Genomic DNA, 24,720 nt, shown 5'->3' with positions numbered 1-24,720 from the left:
AGGGACCGTGCGCGTACTCGTCGTCGACAACTACGACAGCTTCGTCTACAACCTGGTCCAGTACCTGGCCCAGCTCGGTGCCGACCCGGTGGTCCGGCGCAACGACGAGGTCGAGCTCGACGAGCTCGACGAGGTCGGCGCCGTCCTGGTCAGCCCCGGTCCGGGGACCCCGGAGCGGGCCGGTCGCAGCGTCGAGGTCATCCGCCGCGCCGCGGAGCGCGGCACACCCCTGCTGGGCGTGTGCCTCGGCCACCAGGCGCTGGCCACCGCCTGGGGCGGGGTCGTGGAGCGCGCGCCCGAGCTGCTGCACGGCAAGACCTCGGAGGTCTTCCACGACGGCACCGGTGTGCTCGCCGGGCTGCCGTCGCCGTTCACGGCCACCCGCTACCACTCGCTGACGATCGCGCCCGACGGTCTGCCGTCGGAGCTGGAGGCGACCGGCCACACCGAGACCGGCCTGATCATGGCCGTGCGGCACCGGGAGCTCCCGATCTCCGGCGTGCAGTTCCACCCGGAGTCCGTGCTGACCGAGGGCGGGCACCGGATGCTGGCGAACTGGCTGCGCCAGGCCGGCTACGACGTGCCGGAGGACCTGGTCGTACGGCTGTCCGACGAGATGGCCGGGCTGGTCGCCGGGGTCTGATCCCCGCCCGCACCACCCGACGTCCCCGTGACGTGTGACGCCTGTGTCGCCGGTGTGACCCGGACGGCGACGCGGTCGCGCTACCGTGGTGGCGGATCTGTCCGGGTCGCCACGTCCCCCGACCACGGTGCCCCGTCGCAGGTCCCGCCCCCGGCCGGCGCACCGGCCGGACCCGTGTCCGACTCCGACAGGCGATGAGGTCAGATGCCGAAGTCGAAGGTCCGCAAGAAGGCGGCCTACACCCCGCCCCCGGTCAGCCGCACCCCGCAGAAGGTCGCGGGACCGACACACCCGGCCTACATCGCCGTCATGGTCGCGATGTGGGTCCTCGGCCTGGCCTGGCTGGTGATCAACTATCTGGCCGGTCCGTCCATCCCGTTCATGCTGGCGCTGGGCAACTGGAACTTCATCATCGGGTTCTCACTCATCGTGATCGGCCTGTTGATGACGATGCGGTGGCGCTGACCAGCAGAAATACACGGATGTGAGTTGTCCACCATGTGGATGGAGCCTGTGGACAACTTCACATGACCACACAGGGTGATCGACTTCGGTGGTCGACGCCGGTGGGCGCGGTCGTCGTGCTCTGGGTGCTGGCGGTCGCCGCGACCGGCTGGTCGGTCACGGTGCTCGTCTCCGGCGCGGACGCGGCGGGCGCGCTCGTCGCGGGCGTCGCGGCGCTCGGTCTCACCCTGGCCGCGGCCTCGGGGACCCGTGCCCGGCCCCGGCTGGAGGCCGGCCCCGAGGGGCTGACGGTCCGCAGGCTGACCTGGACCCGGCACGTGCCCTGGGGGCGGGTGGACGACCTGCGGCTGCTGCGGACCCGCAGGCTGGGCCGCGAGTCGGTGCTGCTGGAGCTGGAGCTGCGCGACGTCGACGACCGCGAGCGGCTCGTGATCCTCGGCCGGGCCGAGCTGGGCACGGACCCGGTCGACGTGTTCGACGACCTCGCCGCCCTGCGCCCGGGCCACCGCCCCGGCGACGCGGGCCCACCCGGGCACTGACCCGCCACCCGCACCTCGGCGAGCACCGGATCCGGCCCCCGACGGCCCGGGTCGGCGGGCAGCCCGAACGACGGAGACCCACCGGCGAGCGGGGGTACGGGCGGCGCGACGCCTCAGACGCCGGCGGCCGCGAGCAGCCCCGCGGCGCGTACCCCGATCAGTACCAGCGCGAGCACGGCCAGCCCGGAGACCGCCAGCAGCTGGGTCCGCCTGCGCTGCGGGGACCCCGTCCCGAGGTGGACCAGCGCCGCGGTGACCGCGGCGCCGAAGACGAGCCCGCCGAGGTGCCCCTGCCAGGAGATCCCCTGGATGCTGAGGCTGATCACGGCGTTGATCGCGATGACGGCGACGACCTGCCCGGTCGGCAGCTTCAGCCGCCGCAACAGGACGAACAGTGCCCCCATCAGCCCGAACACCGCACCGGAGGCGCCCGCGGTCGCCCCGACCGGGGAGCTGAAGAGCATGACCGCGGCCGCACCGCCGAGCATGGAGACGCCGTAGACGGCGACGAACCGGGCCCGGCCCAGGACCGTCTCGACCTCGCGGCCGATGATCCACAGGGCGTACATGTTGAACGCCAGGTGCAGCGGGCCGATGTGCAGGAAGCCCGAGGTGATGATCCGCCAGTACTCGCCGTCGGCGACCAGGAGCGGGACGAGCCCCCCGGCGTCGAACAGGGGCGAGCGGAAGTTGGACATCACGCTGCCCGCCGTGACCGCGGTGAGCACGTAGACCACCACGTTGGCGACGATCAGCCCGGGGACGATCACCGGCTTCCCGGTGCGGCTCGCACCGGCGACGTTGCGCCAGCGCGGAGTCGTCCGCGCGCCCTCGGCGAGGCAGTCCACGCAGTGCTGACCGACCGGGGCCGGCCGCAGGCAGTCGGGGCAGGCGGGCCGGTCGCAGCGCGAGCAGGCCAGCCCGGTGGGCCGGTCGGGGTGCCGGACGCAGACCGCACCGGCACCGGGCCCGGGGACCCCACCGGGCGGTGGACCACCGTGCGGCATGCCGTGCGTGGCACCGCCGTCCGGGGCCCCGCCGTACGCCGCGCCGGAGCCGGCCCAGGGCGGACCGCCCGGCGCGCCCGGCGGCGGCCACTGGGGCTGCGGGTAGCCGGGCGGCGCCGGGTAGTACGGCGTGCCCGCGGGGCCGGGGGAACCCGGCCCGCCCTCGGGCTCGCCGGGTGTCCCGGATCCGCTGCTGTCGGGTCGTCCGTTCACCACGGCCCGTCCACTCGGTGGTCGGAGACCTGCGGGGTCAGGACCGCTCGATCTCGATCTTCTCGATGACCACGTCGGTCAGCGGCCGGTCGGCCTGGCCGGTGGTGGTCTGGGCGATGGCGTCCACGACGGCCCGCGACTCGGCGTCGGCGACCTCACCGAAGATGGTGTGGCGCCGGTTCAGGTGCGGGGTGTTGCCCACCGTGATGAAGAACTGCGAGCCGTTGGTGCCCGGCCCGGCGTTGGCCATGGCCAGCAGGTAGGGCTTGTCGAACTTGAGGTCCGGGTGGAACTCGTCGCCGAACTGGTAGCCCGGGCCACCGCGACCGGTACCGGTCGGGTCGCCGCCCTGGATCATGAAGCCGCTGATCACCCGGTGGAAGATCGAACCGTCGTAGAACGGCCCGGAGTCGCCGCCGCTCGCGTTCGGGCCCGTGTAGTCCTTGCTGCCCTCCGCGAGGCCGACGAAGTTCGCGACCGTCTTCGGCGCGTGGTCGCCGAACAGCACAATGCGGACGACGCCCTCGGAGGTGTGCAGGACGGCCGTCGTGTTGGCGTTTCCTGGTTCCGTCACGGCTACCATCGTGCCAGTAAGCAGCCGCATCCGTGGGAAGCAGGTCCGGAACATGAGTGCCGAGAGGACGCGGGCCCGTGCCCGCAAGGATGCGGCCGAGGCCGTGCACACCTTCGCCGACGCCGGCCGGATCGCCGGTGGCGCGGTCGCCGACGCCGTGGCGGGAGGGGTCTCGTCCCGCCTGTCCGGCCTGTCCGACGTGGTGTCCGGCTCGGTGCACGACGCCCGCCACGCGCTGGCCGAGGTCGTCGAGCCGACCCCGGCGCGGGTGCGCCGGGCCCCGTGGATCGTGGCCGTCCTGCTGCTGACCGCGGCCGCGGTGTGGGGCTGGGCGACGGTCCTGCAGCGCGAGCGCGAGGTGGACCCGGGGACCCCGGTGCCGACGACCCCGCCGACCGACGACCAGATCCACGGCAAGCCGATCGGCCAGGGCCGGTCGCAGACGAGCGGTCACTGACCCCCGGGCCCGTCCCGGAGCGGGCGGGTCAGGCCGGCCGCAGGGTCCGCAGGAAGCCGGTCACGGCGGCCTCGTAGCCGTCGGGATCGGCGTTCCAGCTGCCGGTGTGCTCGGTACCGGAGAACTCCCGGTAGGTGACCGGCCAGCCGTGCTCGGGGGCGGTCGCGGCGAGGTCCCGGCTCAGCGTGACCGGCACGGCGGTGTCGGCGTCGCTGTGCAGGACGAGCGTCGGCGGGCGGACCGCGGGCGGGCGCCGGACCAGGTCGAACCGGTCGAGGTCGATCCCGATCCGGCGCGCGGTGAACCGGGCCGCGACCCCGGCGAGGGTCGGCGGGAGACCCCGGTTGCGGGCCTGCCTGCGCAGCGTGCGACGCCAGTCGAGCAGCGGCGCGTCCCAGACCACGGCGTCGACGAGGTCGGCGTGCGGGGACCGGTCGAGGAACGCCCCGCCCACCGCGGCCCCCATCGACCAGCCGACCAGCACCAGCCGGCGCGCGCCGTGGACCAGTGCGTAGGCCGCGGCGGCGTCGATGTCGCGCCACTCGGTGTCGCCGAGGTGCGAACGCCCGTCCGGTGACTCCGGGGCGGTCCCGTCCCCGTGGTAGCTGACGACGAGCTGGGTCAGCCCGGCCGCGTGCAGCGCGGGCAGGATCCGCAGTGCCTCGCGCCGGGTCCCGCCACGGCCGTGCACGCACAGCGCCCAGGTGTCCGGGTCACCGCCGTCCGGGGCGGGGATGCGCCAGGCCGGGGCGAGGCCGAGGTCGGTGGGCACCCGGACGTCGTCGAAGGGCAGCCCGCGCGCGGACGGGTCCGGGTCGAACGGGCCGGCGTCGAGCACCGCGGGGCCGGTCGCCGGGACCGGGCCGGCACGCAGCTCCCGGACGACGGTGCGGCGCCCGCGGTCCAGGACCGGACCGACGACGGCGAGCCCGGCCGGGCCCCGCAGCCCCCACACACCCGGCTGCGCGGACAGCCGGGTCCGCGCCAGCTCGACGGTGCCGTCCCCGGTGGCGACGACCCGCTCGGGCAGCCCCGGGTGCGGCGACGGGTGCAGCAGGATCGTCGAGTAGTGCCAGCCGATCGCGGCCGCGGCGGCGCCCCCCGCCCCGCCCAGGGCCCCGGCCAGCGCACCCGCGACGGGCGCCGAACGACGGACGGAGTGGCGGACGGAGGAGCTCGGCGCGCGCACACACTCATCCTGCTCCCCCGCGTACGGGTGCCGCGAGCGGACCACCTGATGCCTGCTGGAGTGACGAGAAGGGGCCGTACGTGCGAGCCCCCTCTCAGGTTGCCACTCGTACGGGTGAAGATCGCTATCGGATGACTGCGGAACGCAACTGACCGATGTGGATCTCGTTGTCCCCCGGCGAGGGGCGCCCGTCGCCCCTCCGCTCCCCGATCCCCTTGGAAGGACGTGCGCATGACCCCGCTCGCCCGTACCGCCCTGCGGCTGTCCCTCGCCGGCGCCGGCATCGCCGCCCTCGGCGCCGGCGTCGTCGGCCAGGCCTCGGCCGCCGAACTGCCCGAGGCACCCGACGCCCCGGACACCTCCGCTCTGGACACCTCCGCCCTGCCGTCCTACGAGGACGGCACCCTGTCGAACGACGCGAACAGCGTCTCCTTCGGCGAGCTGCAGACCCCGCACGGCGAGACCTCCGGTCTGCCGGAGCTGCCCTCGGCCGACGCGCTCCCCGGCCTGCCGGGCGCCGACTCGCTCCCCTCCGCGGACTCGCTCCCGTCGGCCGACTCGCTGCCGGGCACGGACTCGCGGCCGGACACCGCGTCGCTGCAGTCCTCCGACGACGCGCCGGAGCTGCCCTCGGCCGACGACGCCCCCGAGCTGCCGTCCGCGGACGACGCCCCCGAGCTCCCGTCGGCGGACGACGCCGACCTCCCGTCGGCCGACGACGCGGGCGCGCTTCCCGTGTTCGAGGTCCCGGGCGTGATGTACATCGAGGCCCCGACCGTCTCCTGACGGCGGACCGACGAGCGCCGGACCCCCGACCGGCGCTCGCGACGTCGCCCGTCCGGTGTCCCCCACGACCGGGGAACCGGGCGGGCGGCCGCGTACGCGGACGGGCTCAGGGCCGGCCGTGCCGCGGACGCGGCGGCGGCGCGGGCACCACCGGCGCGCGGACGAGGAGCTCGTAGCGGTCGAAGGACCCCTCGTCGTCGACGACGTGGCGCAGGAACCGGAACCCGGCCCGTCGCGCGACACCGACCGATGCGGTGTTCTGCGGGTCGACGTCGATCGAGATCCACCGCACGTCGCCCCGTTCGCCCAGGTAGCGGGCCGCGAGCCGGACCGCGCGCGTCGCGAGGCCGCGACGGCGGTACGCCGCGTAGACGCCGTAGGACAGACCTGCCCGGTCCCCCGCCGGATCGAGGTCGACGTCGATGGTCCCGGCGAGGACGGCGCCGCCGTCGACCCGGATGCCGAAGCTCAGCTTCGGCCCGTCGTCGGCCCAGCGTTCGATCGCACGGCGGACGTGGGCGCGGGCGGTCGCCGGGGTCGCGGGTGCGCCACCGAGCCAGCGGACGATCTCGGCGTCCTCACCCGCGAGGTGGGCCGTCACGTCGTCCCAGCCGAGCGGACTGAGGACGACGACGCCGTCCGCCAGCATGTTCGAGGGACGCGACACACGACCATCCTGCCCCAGACGTCGCCGTGCGTGATCGGGACCTCCCCCTCCGGGGTTCCCCGTCAGGACGACGGCGCCGCGCGCACCCGGTAGCGCATGAGGAGCGTGTCGTCCCCCGTGACGACGCTGACCAGCTCGAGACGCGCGGGGTCCATGCCCGCGCCGCGGGCGATCCGCCCGGCCTCGCCGGAGACCAGGAACGGCGCGAGGGTCAGCCGCAGCTCGTCGACCAGGCCCGCCTCGGCCAGGCTGCCGAACAGCGCGGGTCCGCCCATGCAGTTGATCCGGCGCAGCCCGCGCTCCCCCAGCGCGGCGACGGCGACGGCGAGGTCGACCGACTCGTCGCCGGTGAGCACGACCTCGGCGCCGGCGTCGGTCCACCGGCCGCGCAGGTCCGCGGGGACCGACTCGCAGGTGAGCACGATCGTGGGGACCACGGTGTCGGTCAGCACCGGCGCCGACGGGTCGAGCGACTTTCCCGACGAGGTGACGACCGCCGTCGACGGCAGCTCCGACATCCCGAAGCGGCGGCGCCGGTCGTCCATCCGGTCGTTGTGCTTGACGCCCGTGAACCCCTCGGCGGTGGCCGTCCCGGCCGCGACGAGCACGACGTCGGCCAGGTCGGTCCCCAGGTCCAGCACCGCGCGGTCGGGCGGGGTGGACAGCCCGGCCGAGCTGCCCTCGACCTCGACGGCGCCGTCGGCGCTGGACACGAAGTTGACCGACAGCCGGAGGCGGTCGTCCGGGTAGGCGTAGAGCCGTTCGAGCTGCTCGGTCGACAGCGGTCCGGCGTCGGCCGCCGGGAAGATCTGGTGGATCATGCTCACGCGAGCAGTCTCACCGCCCGCGACGGGTTCCGCTCGCCACGGACGGTGGCGACCATCTCGCAGGTCTCCCGGGTGGCCCGGGCCTGGTGGGCGCGCACCATGGCGACGCCGCGGTCCGCGGCCAGCGCCGTCGCGGCGAGGGTGCCGGTCAGCCGCTCCTCCAGCGGCACGGCCAGGGACTCCCCGACGACGGTCTTGTTCGACATCGCCAGCAGCACCGGCCAGCCGGTCGCGACCATCTCCTCGATGCCGCGCAGGACCTGGAGGCTGTGCAGCGTGTTCTTGGAGAAGTCGATCGCCGGGTCGATGAGGATCCCCCCAGCGGGCACGCCCGCGGCGACGGCCTTCTCGGCGAGCGCGACGGTCTGGTCGATGACGCTGCGGAGCACATCGGCGTAGCGGGGCCGGTGCGGCTCGGTGCGCGGGGTGACGTGGTCGGTGTGGGCGCTGACGTAGCCGGCGCCGTACCGGGCGGCGACGTCGAGGATCGCCCCGTCGGCGGCGGCCCAGTTGTCGTTGACCAGGTCGGCCCCGGCGGCGCAGACGGCGTCGGCGGGCCCGGCGCGGAAGGTGTCGACCGAGATCGCGACGTCGGGGAACGTGTGGCGCGCCCACTCCACGGTCGGCACGACCCGGTCGATCTCCTCCTGCTCGGAGACCTCGGTGCCGGGACTGGCCGGGACGCCGCCGATGTCGATGACGTCGGCACCCTCCCGGACGACCGCGGTGATCCGGTCCCGGGCGGCCTGCTCGGCGAAGGTGACGCCGTGGTCGTAGAACGAGTCGGGGGTCCGGTTCACGATCGCCATGACCATCGCCCGGTCCCGGTTCCAGGTACGTCCACGGAACGTCACGCTCGGCACGTGGTCTCCTCACAGCACGGGCGGGCCCGCTGCAGGACCCGGTTGGATCTCCATCCTCCCCGGGGCCCGGCGTGCGCGCCCACCCCGCCGGTCGTCAGCCGCGCGCGTACTCCCGCAGCGGCGGCTCGGCGGCCACCCGCGGCTCGGTCGCGATGCTGGTCGCGACCTGCCCCAGCAGCCGCGCCTCGTTCACCGGGAGCTGCGTCCGGTCGACGGCGGGCATGACGTCGGCCAGGCAGACGGCGCGGTCGATCCGGCCCGCGTCGGCGGGGCCGTCGTGGTCCAGCGCGTCGGCGACGACGGCGTAGCCGACCGGGTCCGTGCTGCCCATGGTCAGGTGCTCGGCGACGTGCACCGGGCAGATCGACTGGACGGGGATGTTCGCGAGCCGGCCCGCGCCGTCACGGCGCAGCTCCGAGCTCGCCGCGGGCGGCAGGTTCGGGACCACGACCTCGTCGGTCACCGTGTAGACCACGGTGTAGTCGATCCCGGCGAACGTCTCCGGCCCGTCGTTCAGGGCCGTCAGGAACCGCGAGCCGGTCCGCTGCTGCCAGAACGCGGGGACGCAGCCGGGGCCGCAGACCGGGTACGCGTCGAGCGTGCCGTGGTTCGACGGGTCGATCCCGATCATGTCGGTGACCATGCCGCGGGTGTCCGGCCAGTACTTCAGGGCCCAGCGCGGGACCATGCCGCCCTGGCTGAACCCGACGACCGAGATCCGGCCGCCCGCCTCGTCGTGCATGGTGCGGATCGCGTGGACGACGTGCTCGGCCGCGATCTGGATGTCCCCGGTCGCGTGCGCCGGCAGCTGCACCCAGCAGTAGGCCCGCCCCTCGCCGGCGAAGGCACGGGCGTAGTTCCAGTCGAAGTTCACGTCCGGGTCCAGCGTCGTCCCGGGCACCAGCAGGACGGGGGTACCCGCGGAACCGGCGGGGTCGCCGTGGCAGGTGAGGCTCTCGTCCAGGCCGGGCGCGGTGAGCGCGGGCCCGGGGTCGGCGGCGCGCTCCGGGGAGGCCGCCGCCACCCCCGCGACGCCGGTCAGGCAGGCCGCGGTGACGGCCAGCGCGAGCAGGGTGGACCTCGTCGTCCGAGCCATGTGTTCCCCCGTTGTCGATCTTCCTGATCGGTGAACGAGGGCGGCGGCCTGCGGTGACGCGTTCTCGTCGCTCCGACGACGACCGGGTGCGCCTCAGGCGGCCGGGCTGCGGTGCGCCGTGGTCACCAGATCCCGCGCCAGGTCGGTGTTGTCGGCGTACCCGGGACCCGAGAACCAGGTCTCGTCGGCCTCCGGGTGCGCCCCGACCAGCCCGATCCGGCCGCGCCCGACGGTCTGCGCGAGCGCCGCGACCGAGCCGTCGGTGTAGGTCGCGAGCACCTCGGCCGTGCTCCCGGACGGCAGGTCGAAGGCGGCCCCGTCCTGGAAGTACAGCCGTCGCGACGTCCCGCGCCAGTTCACGGTGACGGTCTCGCCCTCGGCCCCGGCGCCGTCGGCGGGCCGGACGGTGCCGTCGAACAGACCGAAGCCCGAGCGACGGCCGGCGAGATAGGCGCCGAGGCAGAACCCCAGGTACGTGCCGCCACCCCGGACGAAGTCCGCGACGGCGCCGGTGTGGCGCTCCAGCACCGGCCACGCCTCGTCGACGGTCCCGCCGCCGGGCTGCACGTAGAGCGCGGCCCGGGACAGTGCCTCCGGGGAGAGGTCGGCGTCCTCACCGGACCCGACGAACTCGGTGCGGAACCCGAGCGGCGCGGCGGCGAGCAGCCGCTGCAGCGTCTCGGGTGAGCCCGGCGCGGTGACCGACGGCCCGCGGTGGATCAGGGCGAGCGGCGCGTCGCCCGCGGCGGAGGCCACGCCCCGCCCGGCGAGGCCGGCCGCCACGGTGAGGGCTCCGACGGTCAGGAACGTCCTGCGGTCCACGTGTCGTCCTCCGGGGTCGGGGGGAACCCGGCGGAACGTCACGAGGGGGAGCGGACGGCGCCACCGGACCGGATGCCACGACCCTGACACGGACGGCACCCGGACGGGCCCGGACGGGCGACAGCGCTGCCGGACGGTCGGCCGTCCGCTGTGGGCGGGCGGGACCTCCGGCAGCGGTACGACCGGCCGGGCGAGGCCGGTCCGCTGATCGTCGCAGCGGACCGGCCCGCCGGGGTCACGCCAGGTGCTTCCCGGAGATCGCGCGGGCGATGACGAGCTGCTGGATCTGCTCGGTGCCCTCGAAGATGTCGTAGATCTTCGAGTCGCGGTGCATCCGCTCCACCGGGTGCTCGCGCGAGTAGCCCGCACCGCCGAGGATCTGGATGGCGCGCTCGGTGGTCCACACCGCGACCCGGCCGGCCTTGAGCTTGGACATCGACCCCTCGCCGGCGGTGAACGGGACGTTGTTGCGGCCCATCCACGCGGCCCGGTGCACGAGCAGCCGGGCGGCGTCGATCTCGGTCTTCATGTCCGCGAGGGTGAAGGAGATCGACTGGTTCTCGATGATCGGGCGGCCGAAGGCGACCCGGTCCTTGGCGTACTCCAGGGCGTACTCGTAGGCGGCGCGGGCGATGCCGATCGCCTGCGAGCCGACCGTCGGACGGGACAGCTCGAAGGTCTGCATCGCGGCCGAGCCCTTCGACTTCTCCCCCGACCGGGCGCGGGCGAGCCGCTCGTCGAGCTTCTCCTTGCCGCCGAGCAGGCAGGAGCCGGGGAGCTTCACGTCGTCGAGGAAGACGTCCGCGGTGTGCGACGCGCGCAGACCCATTTTCTTGATCTTGCGGGTGGACTCCAGGCCGGGGGTGTTCGGCGGGACGACGAACGCGGCCTGCCCCTTGCTCCCCAGGCCTGCGTCGACGACGGCCTGCACCACGTGGATGTTCGCGATGCCGCCGTTGGTGGCCCAGGCCTTCTGGCCGGTCAGGGTCCACTCGTCCTTCGCCTCGTCGTAGACGGCGCGGGTGCGCATCGCCGAGACGTCGGAGCCGGCCTCGGGCTCGGACGAGCAGAACGCGCCGACCTGCGGCTCGGAGGCGTCGCCGTAGCACTGCGGGATGAACTCGACCATCTGCTCGGGCGTGCCGGAGGCGAAGATGCCGGCCACCGCGAGGGTGGTGCCGAAGATCGCCATGCCGATGCCGCCGTCGCCCCAGAAGAGCTCCTCGTTGACCAGCGGCATGGACAGGCCGGTCTCGTCACCCCAGAAGGAGGCGAGGGTCTCGAAGTTGTAGAGCTCGATCTTCGCAGCCTCCTGCAGGATCGGCCACGGGGTCTCCTCGCGCTCGTCCCACTCGGCGGCGGCCGGGCGTACGACGTCGGCGGCGAAGCCGTGCACCCACTCCTGCAGCTCGCGGTGCTCCTCGGACAGTTCGAAGGAAGTCATCTCAGCTCTCCGCTGGTCGGTCGCGGTTCTCGTCAGGCGGACGGGATCTGGAACATCTTCTGCAGGGCGGTCGCGAAGCCGACGTCGCCGGAGACCTTGAGCTTGCGCGTCATGAACAGGGTCACCGGGTTGGCGTTGTTCGTGGCGACCTTGAGGAACTCGGTGCCCGGCATGGTCAGCGAGGTCCGGGCGTCCTCGTCGGTGCCCTCGGTGACGGTGCAGGTCCCGTTCTGCATCACGGTCTGGAAGCTGTCGGTGGTCGAGCCGTCCTTGATGTGCCAGTGCACGACCTGCCGGTTTCCGGAGGCACCCTTCGACGAGTAGAACTCGCTCATCCGGCCGAAGATCGCCTCCAGCACCGGCCGGCGGACCTCGGACGACATCACGGTCGCCAGCTGCTGCTTCGACGCGGTCTTGACCAGGCGGGCGAACAGCGACGGGTCGACGTCCTTCGCGTTCCCGTCACGCAGGGCCGTGCCGAGGGTGGAGATCAGCTGCTCGTCGGACAGGGACTTCGGGTCGACGCTGCGACCCAGCTCGTTGATGTCGACCGTGTCGGCCATCGCTCGCTCCACCTCGCCGTGGTTCACACAAGTGTCCGGTACTCACCGTACCGGCTCGGACGGGGCGTACTTTACGCAGCAGTAGCTAAGCTGTCGAGATGGCACCCCCACCCCGCCGCAGGCTCCCGCCCGCACAGCGCGAGAAGCAGGTCCTCGACGCGGCGGTGCGCGTGTTCTCCCGGGACGGGTTCCACGACGCGTCGATGGACGCCGTCGCCGACGAGGCGGGGCTGTCGAAGCCGATGGTCTACACGCACGGCGGGGGCTCGAAGGAGGAGCTGCTGCGCCGCTGCATCCGCCGCGAGTCCGACCGGCTGCTGGAGTCGGTCTCCGGCGCCGCCGCCGGGCCACCGGCCGACGCCGAGGTGCGCCTGCACCGCGGCCTCCGGGCGTTCTTCGCCAGCGTGACCACCCACCGCGACGGCTGGTCGGTGCTCTACCGCCAGGCCCGCACCGGGGCGCTCGCGGACGAGGTGCACGCGGCGCGCACCCGCATCGTCGACCGGGTGGCACAGCTGCTGGCCGCCGAGCTGGCCGTCCCCGAGGGGGTCGACCCGGCGACGGTCACCACCCCGATCGCGGCGGCGCTGGCGGGTGCGGCCGAGGGGCTGGCCGACTGGGCCGGCGACGGCGGGGACCCCGACGACCTCGCCTCGACGCTGATGGCCCTGGTCTGGCCGGGACTGGAACGCCTGCGCGGGTGACCCGGGCCCGTCCTGCGGGTCCGGGGTGCCGGTAACGCATTCCCGCGCGGGTCTGATGGAACGGACAGACGGACCACCCGTACAGGAGGAGCTCATGTCCGCCACGCGATCGAAGTGGGCCACGACCGTCCTCCCGACGGTGCTGGAACGGGACGGCACCCGCAGGGTGCACGACCCCCTCGTCCTCGGCGGGCCGGGCCGGAAGCTGAACACCTCCGGCGGCGTCGACCTCCCCGGTTCCGGCGCCGGGGCCGTCGTGCTGCTCCTGGTGGTCGTGGCGGCGGCCGTCCTCGTGCCGCTGTTGCTGGCCACCGGGGTGCTGTCGGCGGTGCTCTGGGGCGCGGGCGCCGCTGCGGTGGCGGTGGTCGCCGGCTCGCTGGTCTACACCTCGGTGTTCCCGGACCCCGTCGCGCGGTACCGGAAGGAGCGCGGCGGCGACCCGTTCCTGGACGTCGGGGACGGCACGGACCAGGCCCGCCTGTGCGACCTGGCGACGGCCGTCGCCACCTCGTCCGCCTGGCAGCAGGCCCGTGTCGATCCGGACCGGTTGTTGCCCGCGACCCTCTGGAACGCCGTGAAGCTGGCCGAGCACGTCGGGAACCAGTCCGCCGACCTCGCGCGGGACCGCGCGGCGGGCCGCGCCGAGCACGTCCTGGCCCCGACCGTCGACGACCTGGCGGCGGCCACCGGCGAGCTGGCACGGGTGGAGACCAACCTGCGCACGCTCGGTGCGCTCGCCCGGGACCTCGACGGGCGTGCCGCGGCTCCCGAACGGGCGGCGATGACGATGACCTCGGCGCCGGTCGCGGAGCTCGGGCTCGCAGCCGCGGCCTCGGAGGCGATGCTCGACCACGCCCGGACGGTGCACCGGCTGCAGTGAGCCGGTCGCCCCGCCCGGCCGCCCTCAGCTCTCCGTGGCCGGACGCGTCACGAGGCGCCGGGTGCGGTCCGGGAGCCGGTCGACGATGCGGCCGATCCGCTCGGTGGTGCCCTGCAGCGGCGCGAGCGCGTCGGCCAGCACCCCGATCTGCCGGTCGAGCGCGTCGATCCGGGCCGCGACCGACCGCAGGTCCGGGGCGACGGCGGTCAGCTGGCTCGCGGCCTGCGCGAGGTTGACGTCCAGCGCGGCCAGCCGCGGGGTCCCGTCCACGTCGGCGTCCGCGACGGCCGCGGCGATCCGCCGGACGGCGCCCTCGTCGCCGGTGGCGGCGGCCAGCGTCGCGAGGTCCTCGCGCACGGTGGCGAGCACCCGCAGCGGCTCCACCGCGCCCGCGAGGGCGGCGAGGTCGCCGGGGGTGCGGGCCAGCTCCTGCAGCGGTCCGACCGCCTCGGCGAGCCGCGCGAGGTCGGCCCGGGTCGCGGCCAGCTCGTGCACCGCGGGCACGGCGCCGGTGAGGCTCTCCAGGTGCTCCCGGGCCGAGGCCAGCTCCCGCAGCGGCTCGACGGCGCCGGCGAGCTGCGCCAGGTCGGCGCGGGTGGCGGCGAGCTCCTGGAGCGGGGCGACGGCGTCGGCAAGGCGCTGCAGCGAGGTGACGGCACCGGCGAGCGCGGCGAGGTCGCCCGCGGCCGGGGCCAGCTCCCGCAGCGGCGCCGCGGCACCGGCCAGCTCGTGCAGGTCCCCGCGCACCGCGGCCAGCTCGGACAACGGCCCGACGGCGGCGCTGAGCTCCCGCAGCGACTCCACGGCCCCCGCCAGCTCCGACAGCGGACCCACGGCCGAGCTGAGCTCGGTCAACGGCCCGACGGCCGTGCTCAGCTCGGACAACGGCCCGACGGCCGTGCTCAGCTCGCGCAACGGGCCCACCGCGGTGCTGAGCTCGGTCAGCGGGCCGACGGCCGTACCCAGCTCGCGCAGGGGCTCCACCGCCGTACCCAGCGCCCGCAGCGGCTCCACCGCCGTGCCCAGCTCGGTCAGCGGCCCGACGGCGGTCGCGAGCTCACGCAACGCCTCGACCGCACCCGCCAGCTCCGACAGCGGACCCACTGCCGCGGCCAGCTCCTGCAACGACGCGACCGCCCCGGCCAGCTCCGACAGCGGGCCCACCGCGGCGCCGAGCTCCCGCAGCGCCTCCACCGCACCCGCCAGCTCCGACAGCGGACCCACGGCCCCCGCCAGCTCCTGCAGCGACGCCACCGCCCCGCCCAGCTCCCGCAGCGGCCCGACCGCGGCGGCGAGCTCGTGCAGGTCACCCCGCACCGCGGCCAGCTCCCGCAGGTCCTCCCGCATCCCCGCCAACTCGTGCAGGTCACCACGCACCGCGGCCAGCTCGTGCAGGTCCTCCCGGACCCCGGCCAGCTCGTGCAGGTCGTCGCGCACGCCGGCCAGGTGGTGCAGGTCCTCGCGCAGCCCGGCGAGCTGGTGCAGGTCGTCGCGGGCACCGGCCAGCTCGCGCAGTGGTCCGGCGGCCCCGGCCAGCTCGACCACGGCCGCGGTCAGCCGGTCGATCCGCTCGACGGTCACCGGGTCGTCCCACAACGTCACGACCCGGCCGAGCACATCGTCGAGCACCGGGGCGAGGCCGGTCAGGGCGGCGTCGACACCGGCGATGCGCCGCGGCAGCGCGGCGACGTCGGCCGCGACCGACGGCATCGCCTCGACCGCACGCGGGGCCTCGGCCAGCCAGCCGGGCAGCCGGCGGCCGATCTCCACGGCCGCGCCGACCGTGCCGAGGGCGGCGCCGATCAGGGTCCCGGTGACGCCCGCGGGCGACCAGGAGCTCGGGAGGGGCTGCTTCGCCATCGGTCTCCTCCGGGGCTCACGGGAACGTGCTCGGGTCAGCTTCGCAGATCCGGCGGCCCGGTGTACCGCTCGGTAGCCCCGTCAGTACGACGCGTCGTCCACCCGGGCCGTCGCGTCGCCGCCGGCGTCACGGGCCGCGGCGTCATCGAGGATCGTGGCCGTACCGCTGGTGCCGAAGCGGGTGACGCCCGCGGCGTGGAAGGCCAGCACGGTGTCGAGGTCCCGGACCCCGCCGGAGGCCTTGACCTGCACCTGCGGTCCGACGGTGGCGCGCATGAGCGCGAGGTGCTCGGGCGTGGCGCCGCCGCCGGCGAAGCCGGTGGAGGTCTTCACGAAGGCCGCGCCCGCCGACTCGGCGGCCCGGCAGCCGGCGACCACGTCGTCGTCGGACAGCAGCGCGGTCTCCAGGATCACCTTCACGACGCGGCCGTCGGCGGCCCCGACGACGGCCGCGATGTCGGCCTCGACGTCGTCGGTCAGGCCGCTCCGCAGCCGGCCGATGTTCAGCACCATGTCCAGCTCGGCGGCGCCGTCGGCGATCGCCTGCCGCGCCTCGGCGACCTTGGCCGCGGTGCTGGTCGTGCCGTGCGGGAAGCCGATCACGGTGCCGACGGCGACGCCGGTCCCCGCGAGCCGGGCGGCGGCGTGCGCGACGTCGGACGGGCGCACGCACACGCTGAAGATGCGGTAGCGCGCGGCGAGGTCGAGCTGGGCGTCGACCTCGGTGCGGGTCAGCTCGGGCTTGAGGATCGCGTGGTCGATCATCCCGGCGATCGCGGCGGCGGAGAGGGTCGTAGCGCTCACGGTGGTCCTTCGGGTCCCGGCGGGAGGATCGCCCCCGCGGGTGGTCGGCGGTCGGGTGCGAAGGCTACGCGCCCGGGGCGCCGCCGATCAGCACATGCGGTGACGGCCACCCGCTGCGATGCTGGTCGGACGTACCGGAGATCCCGGTGGCGGAAGGGGGCCCGACCATGGCGGACGACGACCGCTCCGCTCCGGACGCCGCGCACGCCGCCGTTCCCGGACCGACGCTGCGCTTCGAGCAGTCCAGCCACCCGGCGGGCGCCACCGTGCTGCACGCGATCGGCGCCATCGACGACGACACCTCGCCCGATCTCTGGGTCGAGATGGGCATCTGGTCCGAGGCGGGCCCCGAGCTCATCCTCGACCTGACCCGCGTGGACTTCCTGGGGACGGCGGGGCTGAACTCACTGCTCCAGTCGCGCGACATGATGGGCTCCGAGGGCAAGCGGCTGCGGGTGTACTGCGGGTCGAGCCGGCCCGCACGGCGCGCGCTCCAGGTGACCGGCGCGATGGACCTGTTCGACGTCGTCGACCGGATCCCCGAGGAGCCGGCGTCGTCGCGGAACATGCTGTTCGGCGTGCCGGACCCGGACGTCCGCCTGAACGGTCAGCGCCGCTCGAACGACGAGTAGCCCGCGGCGGCCTCGTCGTCGCAGGCCCGCAGCACGCCCGCGACCCCGCCGGGCACCGCGTACGGCGCGACCGGCTCCGCCGGGCACGACAGCGCCTCGATCGTCGACAGGCCGTCGGCGTCGAGGTCGCCGATCGCCCGGTCGACCCACTCGACCTGTCCCTGCAGGCAGGCCGCGTCGTTGCCGTACCCGAGGGTCGGCGCCAGCGGCGCGAACAGGTTCGGGAAGCCGGGGTGCGCCATCCCGAGCAGGCCCGGCCCGGTGCCGAGCAGCCGCCCGTCGCGGCCGACGACGTCGATCCCGGCCCGGGTCGCGCCCGGGTCGAACCCGGTGGCCAGCACGATCGCGTCCAGACCGACGACGGTCCCGTCGGCCAGCCCGACCCCCTCCGGCCGGATCCGCGTGACCGGGTTCCGGGCGAGGGGGAGCACCTCGACGTCGTCGCGGTGGAAGCTCTCCAGCCAGCCCTGGTCGGTCGCGACGGGGCGCAGGCCGTAGTCGTCGCCGTCCGGGACCAGGGCCGCCGCGAGGCGGTCGTCGCCCAGCCGCGCCCGCATCCGGTCACGGACGACCGCGGCCGCCGCGGCCCGCAGTGCCGGGTCGGACGCGAGCCCGGCGAGCCGGGCCGGGTGCAGCGCCAGCGGGTCCTCGTCGTAGACCGTCCCCAGACTGTGGAGTCCTCTGTGGACAGACGGATGTCCGGTGCCGGACGGTGTGGACCGGACCGCCTCGCGCATCGCGGGCAGCCGGTCGCGGTAGGCCGCGCGCTCCGGCCAGCCGAACATCGGGTTGGCCGCGGGCAGCACGAAACGCGGGGTCCGGGCCAGGACGGTGAGCCGGCCGACCCGCCCGGCCAGGGCCGGGACCAGCTGGACCGCGCTCGGCCCGCAGCCGACGACGCCGACACGCAGCCCGTCGAGCTCGGGTCCCCCGGCGGGCCACGCTCCGGTGTGGACGACCGGCCCGGTGAAGTCCGACCGGCCGGGGACGGCGTCGGTACGGGGTGCGGTGAACGCCCCCGTGCAGCGGACCAGGAACCGGGCCGACAGCTCGTCGTCGCCGGTGCGGACCCGCCAGCGGCCGCCGTCCCAGCGGGCGGCGGTGACCGGTGTGGACAGGCGCAGGTCGCGGTGCAGATCGAGGCGGTCGGCAACGAACCGCAGCCAGCGCAGCACCTCGTAGCCGGCCGGGAAGCGCTCGCTCCAGCCCCAGTCGTGGTACAGCTCGTCGGAGAACAGGTACTGGTACGCGGCGCCCTCGGTGTCGATACGGGCACCCGGGAACCGCTGGTGGTGCCACACCCCGCCGGGCTCGGGCGCGGCGTCGACGCAGATCACCCGCAGACCGCGCCGGCGCAGCAGGTGCAGCGCGTACAACCCCGCGACCCCCGCGCCGACGACCACGACGTCGTGCTCGTCCTCCACCGGCCCAGCGTGGCCGATCCGGGACGTCGCCGGACCGACCTGTCTCAGATCGACACGCGGCGCCCGGTGGGCGAGGCTGGGTCCGTGGTTTCCGGCGGGGCGCGGTAGCGCCGGTGGACGCGGTCCTCCTCGGGGTCGGCGGTCTCGTGCTGCTGCTCGTCGGCGCCGAGCTGCTGGTCCGGTCCGGCAGCAGGCTCGCCACCCGGCTGGGTCTGTCCCCGATGGTCATCGGGCTGACCGTCGTCTCGGTCGGCACGAGCCTGCCCGAGCTGGCGATCGGCATCGACGCGGCGCGCTCGGGCAGCCCGGGCATCGCCACCGGCAACATCGTCGGCACCAACCTGGCGAACCTGCTGCTCGTGCTCGGTCTGGGCGCGCTGCTGCGGCCGGTCGCGTTCGACCGGCGCACACTGCGCTACGACCTGCCTGCGATGATCGCCGCCGCGCTGCTGCTGTTCGCCCTGTCACGCGACGGGTCGGTCGGCCCGGCCGGCGGGGTCGTGCTGCTGCTCGCCGCCGTCGGCTACGTCGTGCTGGTGCTGCGCACCTCCCCGCGCGAGGACGTCGCCGCCGAGGCCGACGCCGACGCCGGGCGCGGCGGCCCGCTGGTGCAGCTGCTGGTGCTGGTGGTCTCGCTGGCGCTGGTCGTGCTCGGCGCGGAGTGGCTGGTCGACGGCGCGGTGCAGGGCGCGCTGGTGCTCGGCGTCGACGAGGCGGTGATCGGGCTGACGGTCGTCGCGCTCGGCACGTCGGCACCCGAGCTGGTGACGATGCTGGTCGCCGTCGCACGGCGGGAGACCGGGCTCGCCGTCGGGAACCTGGTCGGGTCCAGCGTCCTGAACATCGCGCTCGTGCTGGGGGCGACGGTGCTCGCCGCACCCGGCGCGACGGTCGCGGTCCCGCCGGACGTCGTCGAGGCCGACCTGGTGCTGCTCGTCGTCGCGACCCTGGGGACGGGGCTGGCGATGCGGACCGGGTCCCGGCTGTCGCGGCCCGAGGGCGGGCTGCTGGTGCTGGCCTACGCGGCCTATCTGACCTGGTTGGTCCTCACCCGGGTGTGAGCAGGTGTCGCACACTGGGTGCATGACCGCTTCCGACGACGCATGGTCCTGGCCCGACGCGACGACCGCGGCGCACGACCTCGCCGCGCACCTGGAGGACGCCGCCCGCGCCCTGCGCGACGGCCGCGCCGAGGTCCGCCGGTCCGCGACCGGCACCGCCTCCGACGGCCACCGGCAGCTGGAGGTCGACCTGACCTGGCGCGAGGACGCGTCCTAGGGCGGGGTCAGCGCGCGGCGAGCTCGGCCCACACCCGCTTGCCGCGGCCCCGGGTGTCACAGCCCCAGGCCTGTGCGACGGCGTCGACGAGCTGCAGGCCGCGCCCGCGCACCGCCCGCAGGTCGAGCGGCTGGAGCAGCGGGCTGCCCGTACCCTCGTCGTCGACCTCGATCCGCAGGGCGTCCCGGCCCCGGACCAGGGTCAGGCGGAACGCTGTGCGGGCGTGGTCGACGACGTTCGCGACGAGCTCCTCGATGACCAGCATCGCGTCGGCGAGGGTGCCGGGGGCGAGGTCCCAGCCGACGAGGACGCGTTCCGCGGAACGCCGCGTCTCCCGGCCGACCCCGGCGTGCGGGACGTGCTCGGTGACGACCCGGTCGGCGTCGCCGGTGCCGGGCTCCTCGACCTGCACGACGACCACCCCGGCATCGTCGCTGAGGTGACCGCCGCAGTGCGCGAGGGCGGCGTCGGTGAGGGCGCGCGCGATCGTGTCGGCGTCGGCACCCGGGTCGAGCGAGGCCAGCGTGCGCCGGGCGCCCTCCTCCCCCAGCTGCTCCCAGTGCCCGCGCACGTGCGCCTCGGTGATGCCGTCGGTGTAGAGCACCAGGCTGTCGCCCGCGGCGAGGGTGACGGCCTCGTCGGCCACCATCGGGGTGGTGCCGATGCCGAGGACCAGCCCGCCGCCGCCGTGGAACTCGGCGGAGCCGTCGGCCCGTCGCACGAGGGCGGGCGGGTGACCGGCCGAGGCGAGGTCGGCGTGCCAGGTGTCGGAGGGACCGCGGCGCAGCGACGCGAGCGCGGCGGTGACGAAGCTGATACGGCCGTCGAACCAGACGTGCAGGACGTCGTTGACGGTGCGGAGCACGGCGGCCGGGTCGTTCTCGAAGTGCGCGGCGGTGCGGGTGGCCGACCGGGCCAGCGCGGTCGTCCGGGCGGCGGCGGCGCCCTTGCCCTGGACGTCGCCGATCACCACGGCGACGCCGTCCGGGGTGGGGACCGCGTCGTAGAAGTCGCCCATGACCTCCACGCCGGAGCCGCCGGGCAGGAAGCGGGCCGCGATGTCGACCCCGGGCAGCCGCGGGGGCTGCGCGGGCAGCAGCGACTCCTGCAGCGTCCGGGCCAGCGTCTCGGTCTCGGCGGCGTTGCGGGCGGCGGCGAACGCCTGCCGCTCGGTCTCGCGCAGGGCCAGGCGCAGCGCGATCTCGCCCTCGACGGCGTCGGCCAGGGTGCGGATCGTCTCGCGGTGCAGCGGGGTCCACTCGCGGACGACGACGTCCATCGCGCAGAGGTTGCCCACGACCTGGCCCGCGGGGTCGCGCACCGGCACGCCGAGCCAGGCGGCCGCACCGAAGTCGGTCATCAGCGAGAGGTCACGCAGCCGCGGGTCGGCCCGCACGTCACCGGCGCAGATCTCCCCGCCCGACTCGACGACGACCTTGCACCCGCTGTCCTCGACGGGCGCCGACCAGACGCCGTCCGGCCCGACGATCTGCGCGGGCTCGGGGGTGCCCTTGAGGAAGGTCCGGACCTCGTCGACGACGGTCAGCATGACCGCCGGGGTGCCGAGGACCACCGAGACCAGCCGGGTCAGGCGGTTGAACGCCTCCTCCGGCCCGGTGTCCAGCAGGTGCGTGGCCTGGACCGCGGCCAGCCGTGCCGGCGACTCCAGCGGCGACGGTGCCGCGACCGCAACGGGATCCGACACCAGGCTCATTCGCGTGATCCTTGCACCGCGGCGCGCCGGCGTCCTGTCGGTGTACCGCGGAGGCCGGGTGATCGTCAATTGTGACGATGCGGTTCAGCCCGCCGATCCGGTGTGGAGACGGGCGGCACACCGGGTCAGGTGGTCCCGTTCGGCCGTGGAGGACGCCAGTGCCGCGGCCTCGGCGTAGAGACGCGCGGCCGTGGCCCGCTCCCCCGCCCGTTCGTGCAGGTGGGCGCTGACCGCGGTCCAGCGGGGCAGCGCCGGGTCGAGATCGGCGAGAGCCGCCAGTCCGGCCCGTGGTCCGTCGGCCTCCCCGACGGCGACGGCCCGGTTCAGCCGGGCGACCGGGCTGCCGGTGAGCCGGACCAGCTCGTCGTACCACTCGACGATCTGGGGCCAGTCGGTCTCCCCGGCGGCCGGCGCGTCGGCGTGCAGGGCGGCGACGGCCGCCTGGGCCTGGAACTCCCCCAGCCGGTCGCGGGCCAGCGCGGCCTGCAGCACCGCCACCCCCTCGGTGATCAGCGCGGTGTCCCAGCGGCCGCGGTCCTGCTCGGCCAGCGGCACCAGCTCGCCGGCCGGGCCGGTCCGGGCGGCGCGGCGGGCGTGGTGCAGCAGCATCAGCGCGAGCAGGCCCGCGACCTCGGGATGGTCGACCGACGCCGCGAGACGCCGGGTCAGCCGGATCGCCTCGGCGGCGAGGTCGACGTCGCCGGAGTAGCCCTCGTTGAACACCAGGTAGAGCACCCGCAGGACGGTCGCGACGTCGCCGGGGCGGTCGAACCGCTCCCCCGCGACGGTGCGTTTGGCGCGGCTGATCCGCTGCGCCATCGTCGCCTCGGGCACCAGGTAGGCCGCGGCGATCTGCCGGGTGGTGAGCCCGCCGACCGCGCGCAGGGTGAGCGCGACCGCCGACGACGGCGACAGCGACGGGTGCGCGCACAGGAAGTACAGCTCGAGCGCGTCGTCGTGGTCCGGCGCCGGGCCGGGCGCCGGCTCGGCCTCGGCCCGTTCCTCCCGGCCACGACGCGCGGTCTCCGACCGGGTGGCGTCGAGGAAGCGGCGCCAGGCCACCGTCACGAGCCAGCCCTTCGGGTCCCGCGGCGGGTCGGCGGGCCAGGTCCGCAGGGCCTCGACCAGCGCGTCCTGCACGGCGTCCTCGGCCGCCGCGAAGCCCGCCCCGCGACGGCCGAGGATCCCCAGGACCTCCGGTACGAGACCGCGCAGCAGCGCGGCGTCGGTACCGACCACCTCGCTGCTCACTCCGTGACGGTCGGCGGGGCCTCGAGGAACGGGCGCAGCTCGATCCACTCGTGGATCGGCTCCCCACCGGCGCCGGGGGCCGCCGACAGCCCACCGGTCAGCTCGACGGCACGCTCATAGCTGTCGACGTCGATGATCATCCAGCCGGCGACGAGGTCCTTGGTCTCCGCGAACGGACCGTCGGTGACCGGCGGGCGGCCCGCGCCGTCGTAGCGGACGAAGGTGCCCTCCGGCGCCAGCGCCTGGGCGTCGACGAACTCGCCGGTCTCCTTCAGGGACTCGGCGAAGTCCTGCATGAAGCGGATGTGCGCGGTGACCTCCTCGGGAGCCCAGCGGTCCATCGGCACGTCGTTCTTCGGGGCCGGGGCGCCGCGGTAGTGCTTGAGCAGCAGGTACTTGGCCATGGTGGGTCTCCTCGGTGCTCGTCGCGGCCCATCCTGGCCGCGTTCACCCCGGGGACGGAACCGGACGCGCGTTCTCGACACGTCCGCTCGATTTTTCTTCTACCCGTCAGTAGGTTCCGCACATGATCAGAGCGACGTCCGTCCGCACCGTGTCCGCGACACCCGATGCGGTGTGGTCGGTGCTGTCCGACCACGAGGGCATGTCGGCGTGGGCCCCGGGCCTGAAGGTGGCGGTGACGCGGGCCGGGACGCCGGAGCCCAACGGTGTCGGCACCGTCCGCAAGGTCGGTATCGGCTCACCCGGTCCGATCGTCGAGGAGGTCACCGCGTTCGAGCCGGGGCGACGCCTCGGCTACCGGGCGCTGGCCGGTGTGCCGCTGAAGAACTACCGCGGCGAGGTCACGCTGCGCCCGGTCGGCACCGGTACCGAGATCACCTACGCGGTCGAGGCCGACAAGCGGCTGCCGGCGGGCGAGGCGCTGCTCGCGAAGGGGCTGTCGAAGGTGCTGCTGTCCGGCCTGGTCCGCGGGGTCGGCGCCGGTCCGCGCTGACCGGCCCTCCCCCTCGGGTCACGTCTCGTCCGGCCGCGGGCCGACCGGTTCGCCGTGCCGGTGCCAGGCGGCGGACGGTGCCCCGATGACCGAGAGCAGCTGCAGCTTCTCGTGGGTCTCGCTGCCCGGGACGGCGGTGTAGACCAGCAGCAGCTGGGACTGCTCGGGGTCGAGCAGCGTCTGGCAGTGCAGCTCCAGTGCGCCGACCTCGGGATGGAGGAGGCGCTTGACGTCGTCGATCCGGACGCCGACCTCGTGGCTGTCCCACAGCGCGCGGAACTCCTCGTTCTCCGGGTACAGGAGATCGGCGAGGTGGGCCGCGCGGGACCCCGGCCCGCGCCGGGCCGCGACCGCACGCAGGCCGGAGACGTAGCGCCGCGACAGGAACGCGTGGTCCTCCTGCGGGTAGAGCAGACGGGCGCCGGGCTCGGTGAACCAGCGGTAGCCGATGCTCCGCGACGGGCCGGTGAAACCGGTGGTGTCGCCGGTCAGCGCGACCCCCAGTGAGGTCTGGCGCAACGTCTCCCCGAGCTCGGTGACGATCTCGGCGGGGGTGTCGACGAGGCGGTCGAGGATGCGCAGCAGGCCGGGGCCGATGTGCTCGCTGGTCGCGCCGCGGGCGGGCGGGTGCTGCCCGGCGAGGCGGAACAGGTGGTCGCGCTCGTCGAGCGAGAGGTGCAGCCCCTGGGCGATCGCGGCGATCATCTGCTCCGACGGCCGCGGGCCACGCTCCCGTTCGAGGCGCGCGTAGTAGTCGGTCGACATGTGGCACAGCGCCGCGGCCTCCTCACGGCGCAACCCGCTGGTACGTCGGCGCTGCCCCCGCGGCAGCCCCACGTCCTCCGGTTGCAGTACCTCACGGCGCCGCCGCAGGAACTGGGCCAGGCCCACCCGGTCGATCATCTGTACCGCCTCTCGGTCGCTCCTGGCTCGTTCCTACCGGGTCGCGCAGCACGCAGCCACGGACTGTCGATCCGCCCCGGCGGCCCGGGGGGCGGACCGCTCAGCCTCGGATCGTCAGGCCGTGGTTGCCGGTGCCGCGGGGGTCGAACGTGGTCGGCAC

Annotated in this window: 28 protein-coding genes; 11 read left to right on the top strand and 17 right to left on the bottom strand. The window is 74.9% G+C overall.

Translation table 11 applies throughout. The annotated features are described in order from the left end of the window. The first annotated feature begins 7 nt into the window (after positions 1-7). From KPL57_RS32875 to KPL57_RS32865, 3 genes are all read left to right on the top strand, one after another. Positions 8-643, top strand: coding sequence for an aminodeoxychorismate/anthranilate synthase component II (locus KPL57_RS32875; protein ID WP_226354495.1), 636 nt, complete (start codon positions 8-10; stop codon positions 641-643). Between the two features lie 204 nt (positions 644-847). Then, entirely contained in the window at positions 848-1,108 is a 261-nt protein-coding gene (gene crgA / locus KPL57_RS32870) for a cell division protein CrgA (RefSeq protein ID WP_226354494.1), read from the top strand. A gap of 101 nt (positions 1,109-1,209) precedes the next feature. After that, positions 1,210-1,647: a PH domain-containing protein gene (locus KPL57_RS32865; RefSeq protein ID WP_226354493.1), complete on the top strand. Its 438-nt coding sequence runs from the start codon at positions 1,210-1,212 to the stop codon at positions 1,645-1,647. A 113-nt stretch (positions 1,648-1,760) separates the two neighbouring features. On the opposite strand, the gene KPL57_RS32860 is transcribed toward KPL57_RS32865, so the two are convergent. Both KPL57_RS32860 and KPL57_RS32855 read right to left on the bottom strand, forming a co-directional pair. Continuing rightward, on the bottom strand, positions 1,761-2,870 hold the full coding sequence (locus tag KPL57_RS32860; RefSeq protein WP_226354492.1) for a rhomboid family intramembrane serine protease: 1,110 nt from the start codon (positions 2,868-2,870) through the stop codon (positions 1,761-1,763). 34 nt (positions 2,871-2,904) lie between these two features. After that, the gene (locus KPL57_RS32855) at positions 2,905-3,450 is read right to left on the bottom strand and encodes a peptidylprolyl isomerase (RefSeq protein ID WP_226354491.1); all 546 of its coding nucleotides are present in this window, start codon (positions 3,448-3,450) and stop codon (positions 2,905-2,907) included. 43 nt (positions 3,451-3,493) lie between these two features. Between KPL57_RS32855 and KPL57_RS32850 the strand changes: the two genes are divergently transcribed. Beyond that, positions 3,494-3,898, top strand: coding sequence for a hypothetical protein (locus KPL57_RS32850; protein WP_226354490.1), 405 nt, complete (start codon positions 3,494-3,496; stop codon positions 3,896-3,898). A 28-nt stretch (positions 3,899-3,926) separates the two neighbouring features. Here KPL57_RS32850 and KPL57_RS32845 read toward each other — a convergent pair whose 3' ends face one another. Further along, on the bottom strand, positions 3,927-5,087 hold the full coding sequence (locus tag KPL57_RS32845) for a prolyl oligopeptidase family serine peptidase (protein ID WP_226354489.1): 1,161 nt from the start codon (positions 5,085-5,087) through the stop codon (positions 3,927-3,929). A gap of 231 nt (positions 5,088-5,318) precedes the next feature. Here KPL57_RS32845 and KPL57_RS32840 point away from each other — a divergent pair, with 231 nt between their 5' ends. Beyond that, complete coding sequence (locus KPL57_RS32840) at positions 5,319-5,873, top strand: hypothetical protein (RefSeq protein ID WP_226354488.1); 555 nt, start codon at positions 5,319-5,321, stop codon at positions 5,871-5,873. Positions 5,874-5,979: 106 nt separating this feature from the next. Here KPL57_RS32840 and KPL57_RS32835 read toward each other — a convergent pair whose 3' ends face one another. From KPL57_RS32835 to KPL57_RS32805, 7 genes are all read right to left on the bottom strand, one after another. Beyond that, positions 5,980-6,540 carry a GNAT family N-acetyltransferase gene (locus KPL57_RS32835; RefSeq protein ID WP_062399087.1) on the bottom strand — a complete coding sequence of 187 codons (561 nt, stop codon included), beginning with the start codon at positions 6,538-6,540 and terminating at the stop codon, positions 5,980-5,982. 62 nt (positions 6,541-6,602) lie between these two features. Beyond that, on the bottom strand, positions 6,603-7,361 hold the full coding sequence (locus KPL57_RS32830; RefSeq protein ID WP_226356618.1) for a dihydrofolate reductase family protein: 759 nt from the start codon (positions 7,359-7,361) through the stop codon (positions 6,603-6,605). 2 nt (positions 7,362-7,363) lie between these two features. Further along, positions 7,364-8,230, bottom strand: coding sequence for a dihydropteroate synthase (folP, locus tag KPL57_RS32825; protein ID WP_226354487.1), 867 nt, complete (start codon positions 8,228-8,230; stop codon positions 7,364-7,366). A 94-nt stretch (positions 8,231-8,324) separates the two neighbouring features. After that, positions 8,325-9,326, bottom strand: a complete 1,002-nt coding sequence (locus KPL57_RS32820) for a triacylglycerol lipase (protein WP_226354486.1) — start codon at positions 9,324-9,326, stop codon at positions 8,325-8,327. A gap of 93 nt (positions 9,327-9,419) precedes the next feature. Then, the gene (locus tag KPL57_RS32815; RefSeq protein ID WP_226354485.1) at positions 9,420-10,148 is read right to left on the bottom strand and encodes a BPL-N domain-containing protein; all 729 of its coding nucleotides are present in this window, start codon (positions 10,146-10,148) and stop codon (positions 9,420-9,422) included. A 235-nt stretch (positions 10,149-10,383) separates the two neighbouring features. Next, positions 10,384-11,592: an acyl-CoA dehydrogenase family protein gene (locus KPL57_RS32810; RefSeq protein WP_226354484.1), complete on the bottom strand. Its 1,209-nt coding sequence runs from the start codon at positions 11,590-11,592 to the stop codon at positions 10,384-10,386. Positions 11,593-11,624: 32 nt separating this feature from the next. Next, a complete protein-coding gene (locus KPL57_RS32805) occupies positions 11,625-12,155 on the bottom strand; it encodes an SCP2 sterol-binding domain-containing protein (RefSeq protein WP_226354483.1) in 531 nt (176 codons plus the stop codon). Between the two features lie 98 nt (positions 12,156-12,253). On the opposite strand from KPL57_RS32805, the gene KPL57_RS32800 reads away from it, so the two are divergent. Further along, complete coding sequence (locus tag KPL57_RS32800; protein ID WP_226354482.1) at positions 12,254-12,859, top strand: TetR/AcrR family transcriptional regulator; 606 nt, start codon at positions 12,254-12,256, stop codon at positions 12,857-12,859. A gap of 94 nt (positions 12,860-12,953) precedes the next feature. Then, the gene (locus KPL57_RS32795) at positions 12,954-13,739 is read left to right on the top strand and encodes a hypothetical protein (protein WP_226354481.1); all 786 of its coding nucleotides are present in this window, start codon (positions 12,954-12,956) and stop codon (positions 13,737-13,739) included. Between the two features lie 24 nt (positions 13,740-13,763). Here KPL57_RS32795 and KPL57_RS32790 read toward each other — a convergent pair whose 3' ends face one another. Together KPL57_RS32790 and deoC are read right to left on the bottom strand one after the other, a co-directional pair. Continuing rightward, positions 13,764-15,599 (bottom strand): hypothetical protein, encoded by a 1,836-nt coding sequence (locus tag KPL57_RS32790; RefSeq protein WP_226354480.1) that lies wholly within the window; start codon positions 15,597-15,599, stop codon positions 13,764-13,766. Between the two features lie 81 nt (positions 15,600-15,680). After that, positions 15,681-16,403 (bottom strand): deoxyribose-phosphate aldolase, encoded by a 723-nt coding sequence (deoC, locus tag KPL57_RS32785; RefSeq protein ID WP_226354479.1) that lies wholly within the window; start codon positions 16,401-16,403, stop codon positions 15,681-15,683. Between the two features lie 167 nt (positions 16,404-16,570). Between deoC and KPL57_RS32780 the strand changes: the two genes are divergently transcribed. After that, positions 16,571-17,035 carry an STAS domain-containing protein gene (locus KPL57_RS32780; RefSeq protein WP_226354478.1) on the top strand — a complete coding sequence of 155 codons (465 nt, stop codon included), beginning with the start codon at positions 16,571-16,573 and terminating at the stop codon, positions 17,033-17,035. Here KPL57_RS32780 and KPL57_RS32775 read toward each other — a convergent pair. Then, positions 17,011-18,459: an NAD(P)/FAD-dependent oxidoreductase gene (locus KPL57_RS32775; RefSeq protein ID WP_226354477.1), complete on the bottom strand. Its 1,449-nt coding sequence runs from the start codon at positions 18,457-18,459 to the stop codon at positions 17,011-17,013. The genes KPL57_RS32780 and KPL57_RS32775 overlap by 25 nt on opposite strands. 113 nt (positions 18,460-18,572) lie before the next feature. Here KPL57_RS32775 and KPL57_RS32770 point away from each other — a divergent pair, with 113 nt between their 5' ends. Continuing rightward, positions 18,573-19,520 (top strand): calcium/sodium antiporter, encoded by a 948-nt coding sequence (locus tag KPL57_RS32770; RefSeq protein ID WP_226354476.1) that lies wholly within the window; start codon positions 18,573-18,575, stop codon positions 19,518-19,520. Positions 19,521-19,542: 22 nt separating this feature from the next. Beyond that, positions 19,543-19,737 carry a hypothetical protein gene (locus KPL57_RS32765; RefSeq protein ID WP_073573721.1) on the top strand — a complete coding sequence of 65 codons (195 nt, stop codon included), beginning with the start codon at positions 19,543-19,545 and terminating at the stop codon, positions 19,735-19,737. Positions 19,738-19,744: 7 nt separating this feature from the next. Here KPL57_RS32765 and KPL57_RS32760 read toward each other — a convergent pair whose 3' ends face one another. The 3 genes from KPL57_RS32760 to KPL57_RS32750 all read right to left on the bottom strand — a co-directional run bounded on the left by KPL57_RS32760 (position 19,745) and on the right by KPL57_RS32750 (position 23,106). After that, a complete protein-coding gene (locus KPL57_RS32760) occupies positions 19,745-21,451 on the bottom strand; it encodes a SpoIIE family protein phosphatase (protein ID WP_226354475.1) in 1,707 nt (568 codons plus the stop codon). Between the two features lie 84 nt (positions 21,452-21,535). Next, positions 21,536-22,702, bottom strand: a complete 1,167-nt coding sequence (locus KPL57_RS32755; RefSeq protein ID WP_226354474.1) for an RNA polymerase sigma factor — start codon at positions 22,700-22,702, stop codon at positions 21,536-21,538. Beyond that, positions 22,699-23,106 carry a YciI family protein gene (locus KPL57_RS32750; RefSeq protein ID WP_226354473.1) on the bottom strand — a complete coding sequence of 136 codons (408 nt, stop codon included), beginning with the start codon at positions 23,104-23,106 and terminating at the stop codon, positions 22,699-22,701. Before KPL57_RS32750 ends, KPL57_RS32755 begins: the two co-directional genes overlap by 4 nt. A gap of 122 nt (positions 23,107-23,228) precedes the next feature. Between KPL57_RS32750 and KPL57_RS32745 the strand changes: the two genes are divergently transcribed. After that, entirely contained in the window at positions 23,229-23,657 is a 429-nt protein-coding gene (locus KPL57_RS32745) for an SRPBCC family protein (protein ID WP_226354472.1), read from the top strand. A gap of 18 nt (positions 23,658-23,675) precedes the next feature. Here KPL57_RS32745 and KPL57_RS32740 read toward each other — a convergent pair whose 3' ends face one another. Further along, the gene (locus KPL57_RS32740; RefSeq protein ID WP_226354471.1) at positions 23,676-24,560 is read right to left on the bottom strand and encodes a helix-turn-helix transcriptional regulator; all 885 of its coding nucleotides are present in this window, start codon (positions 24,558-24,560) and stop codon (positions 23,676-23,678) included. Positions 24,561-24,720 lie beyond the last annotated feature (160 nt).

Source organism: Pseudonocardia sp. ICBG601 (assembly GCF_020496245.1).
Note: the sequence above shows the minus strand (reverse complement) of the source record. Positions and strands in the feature narration are given on the sequence as shown.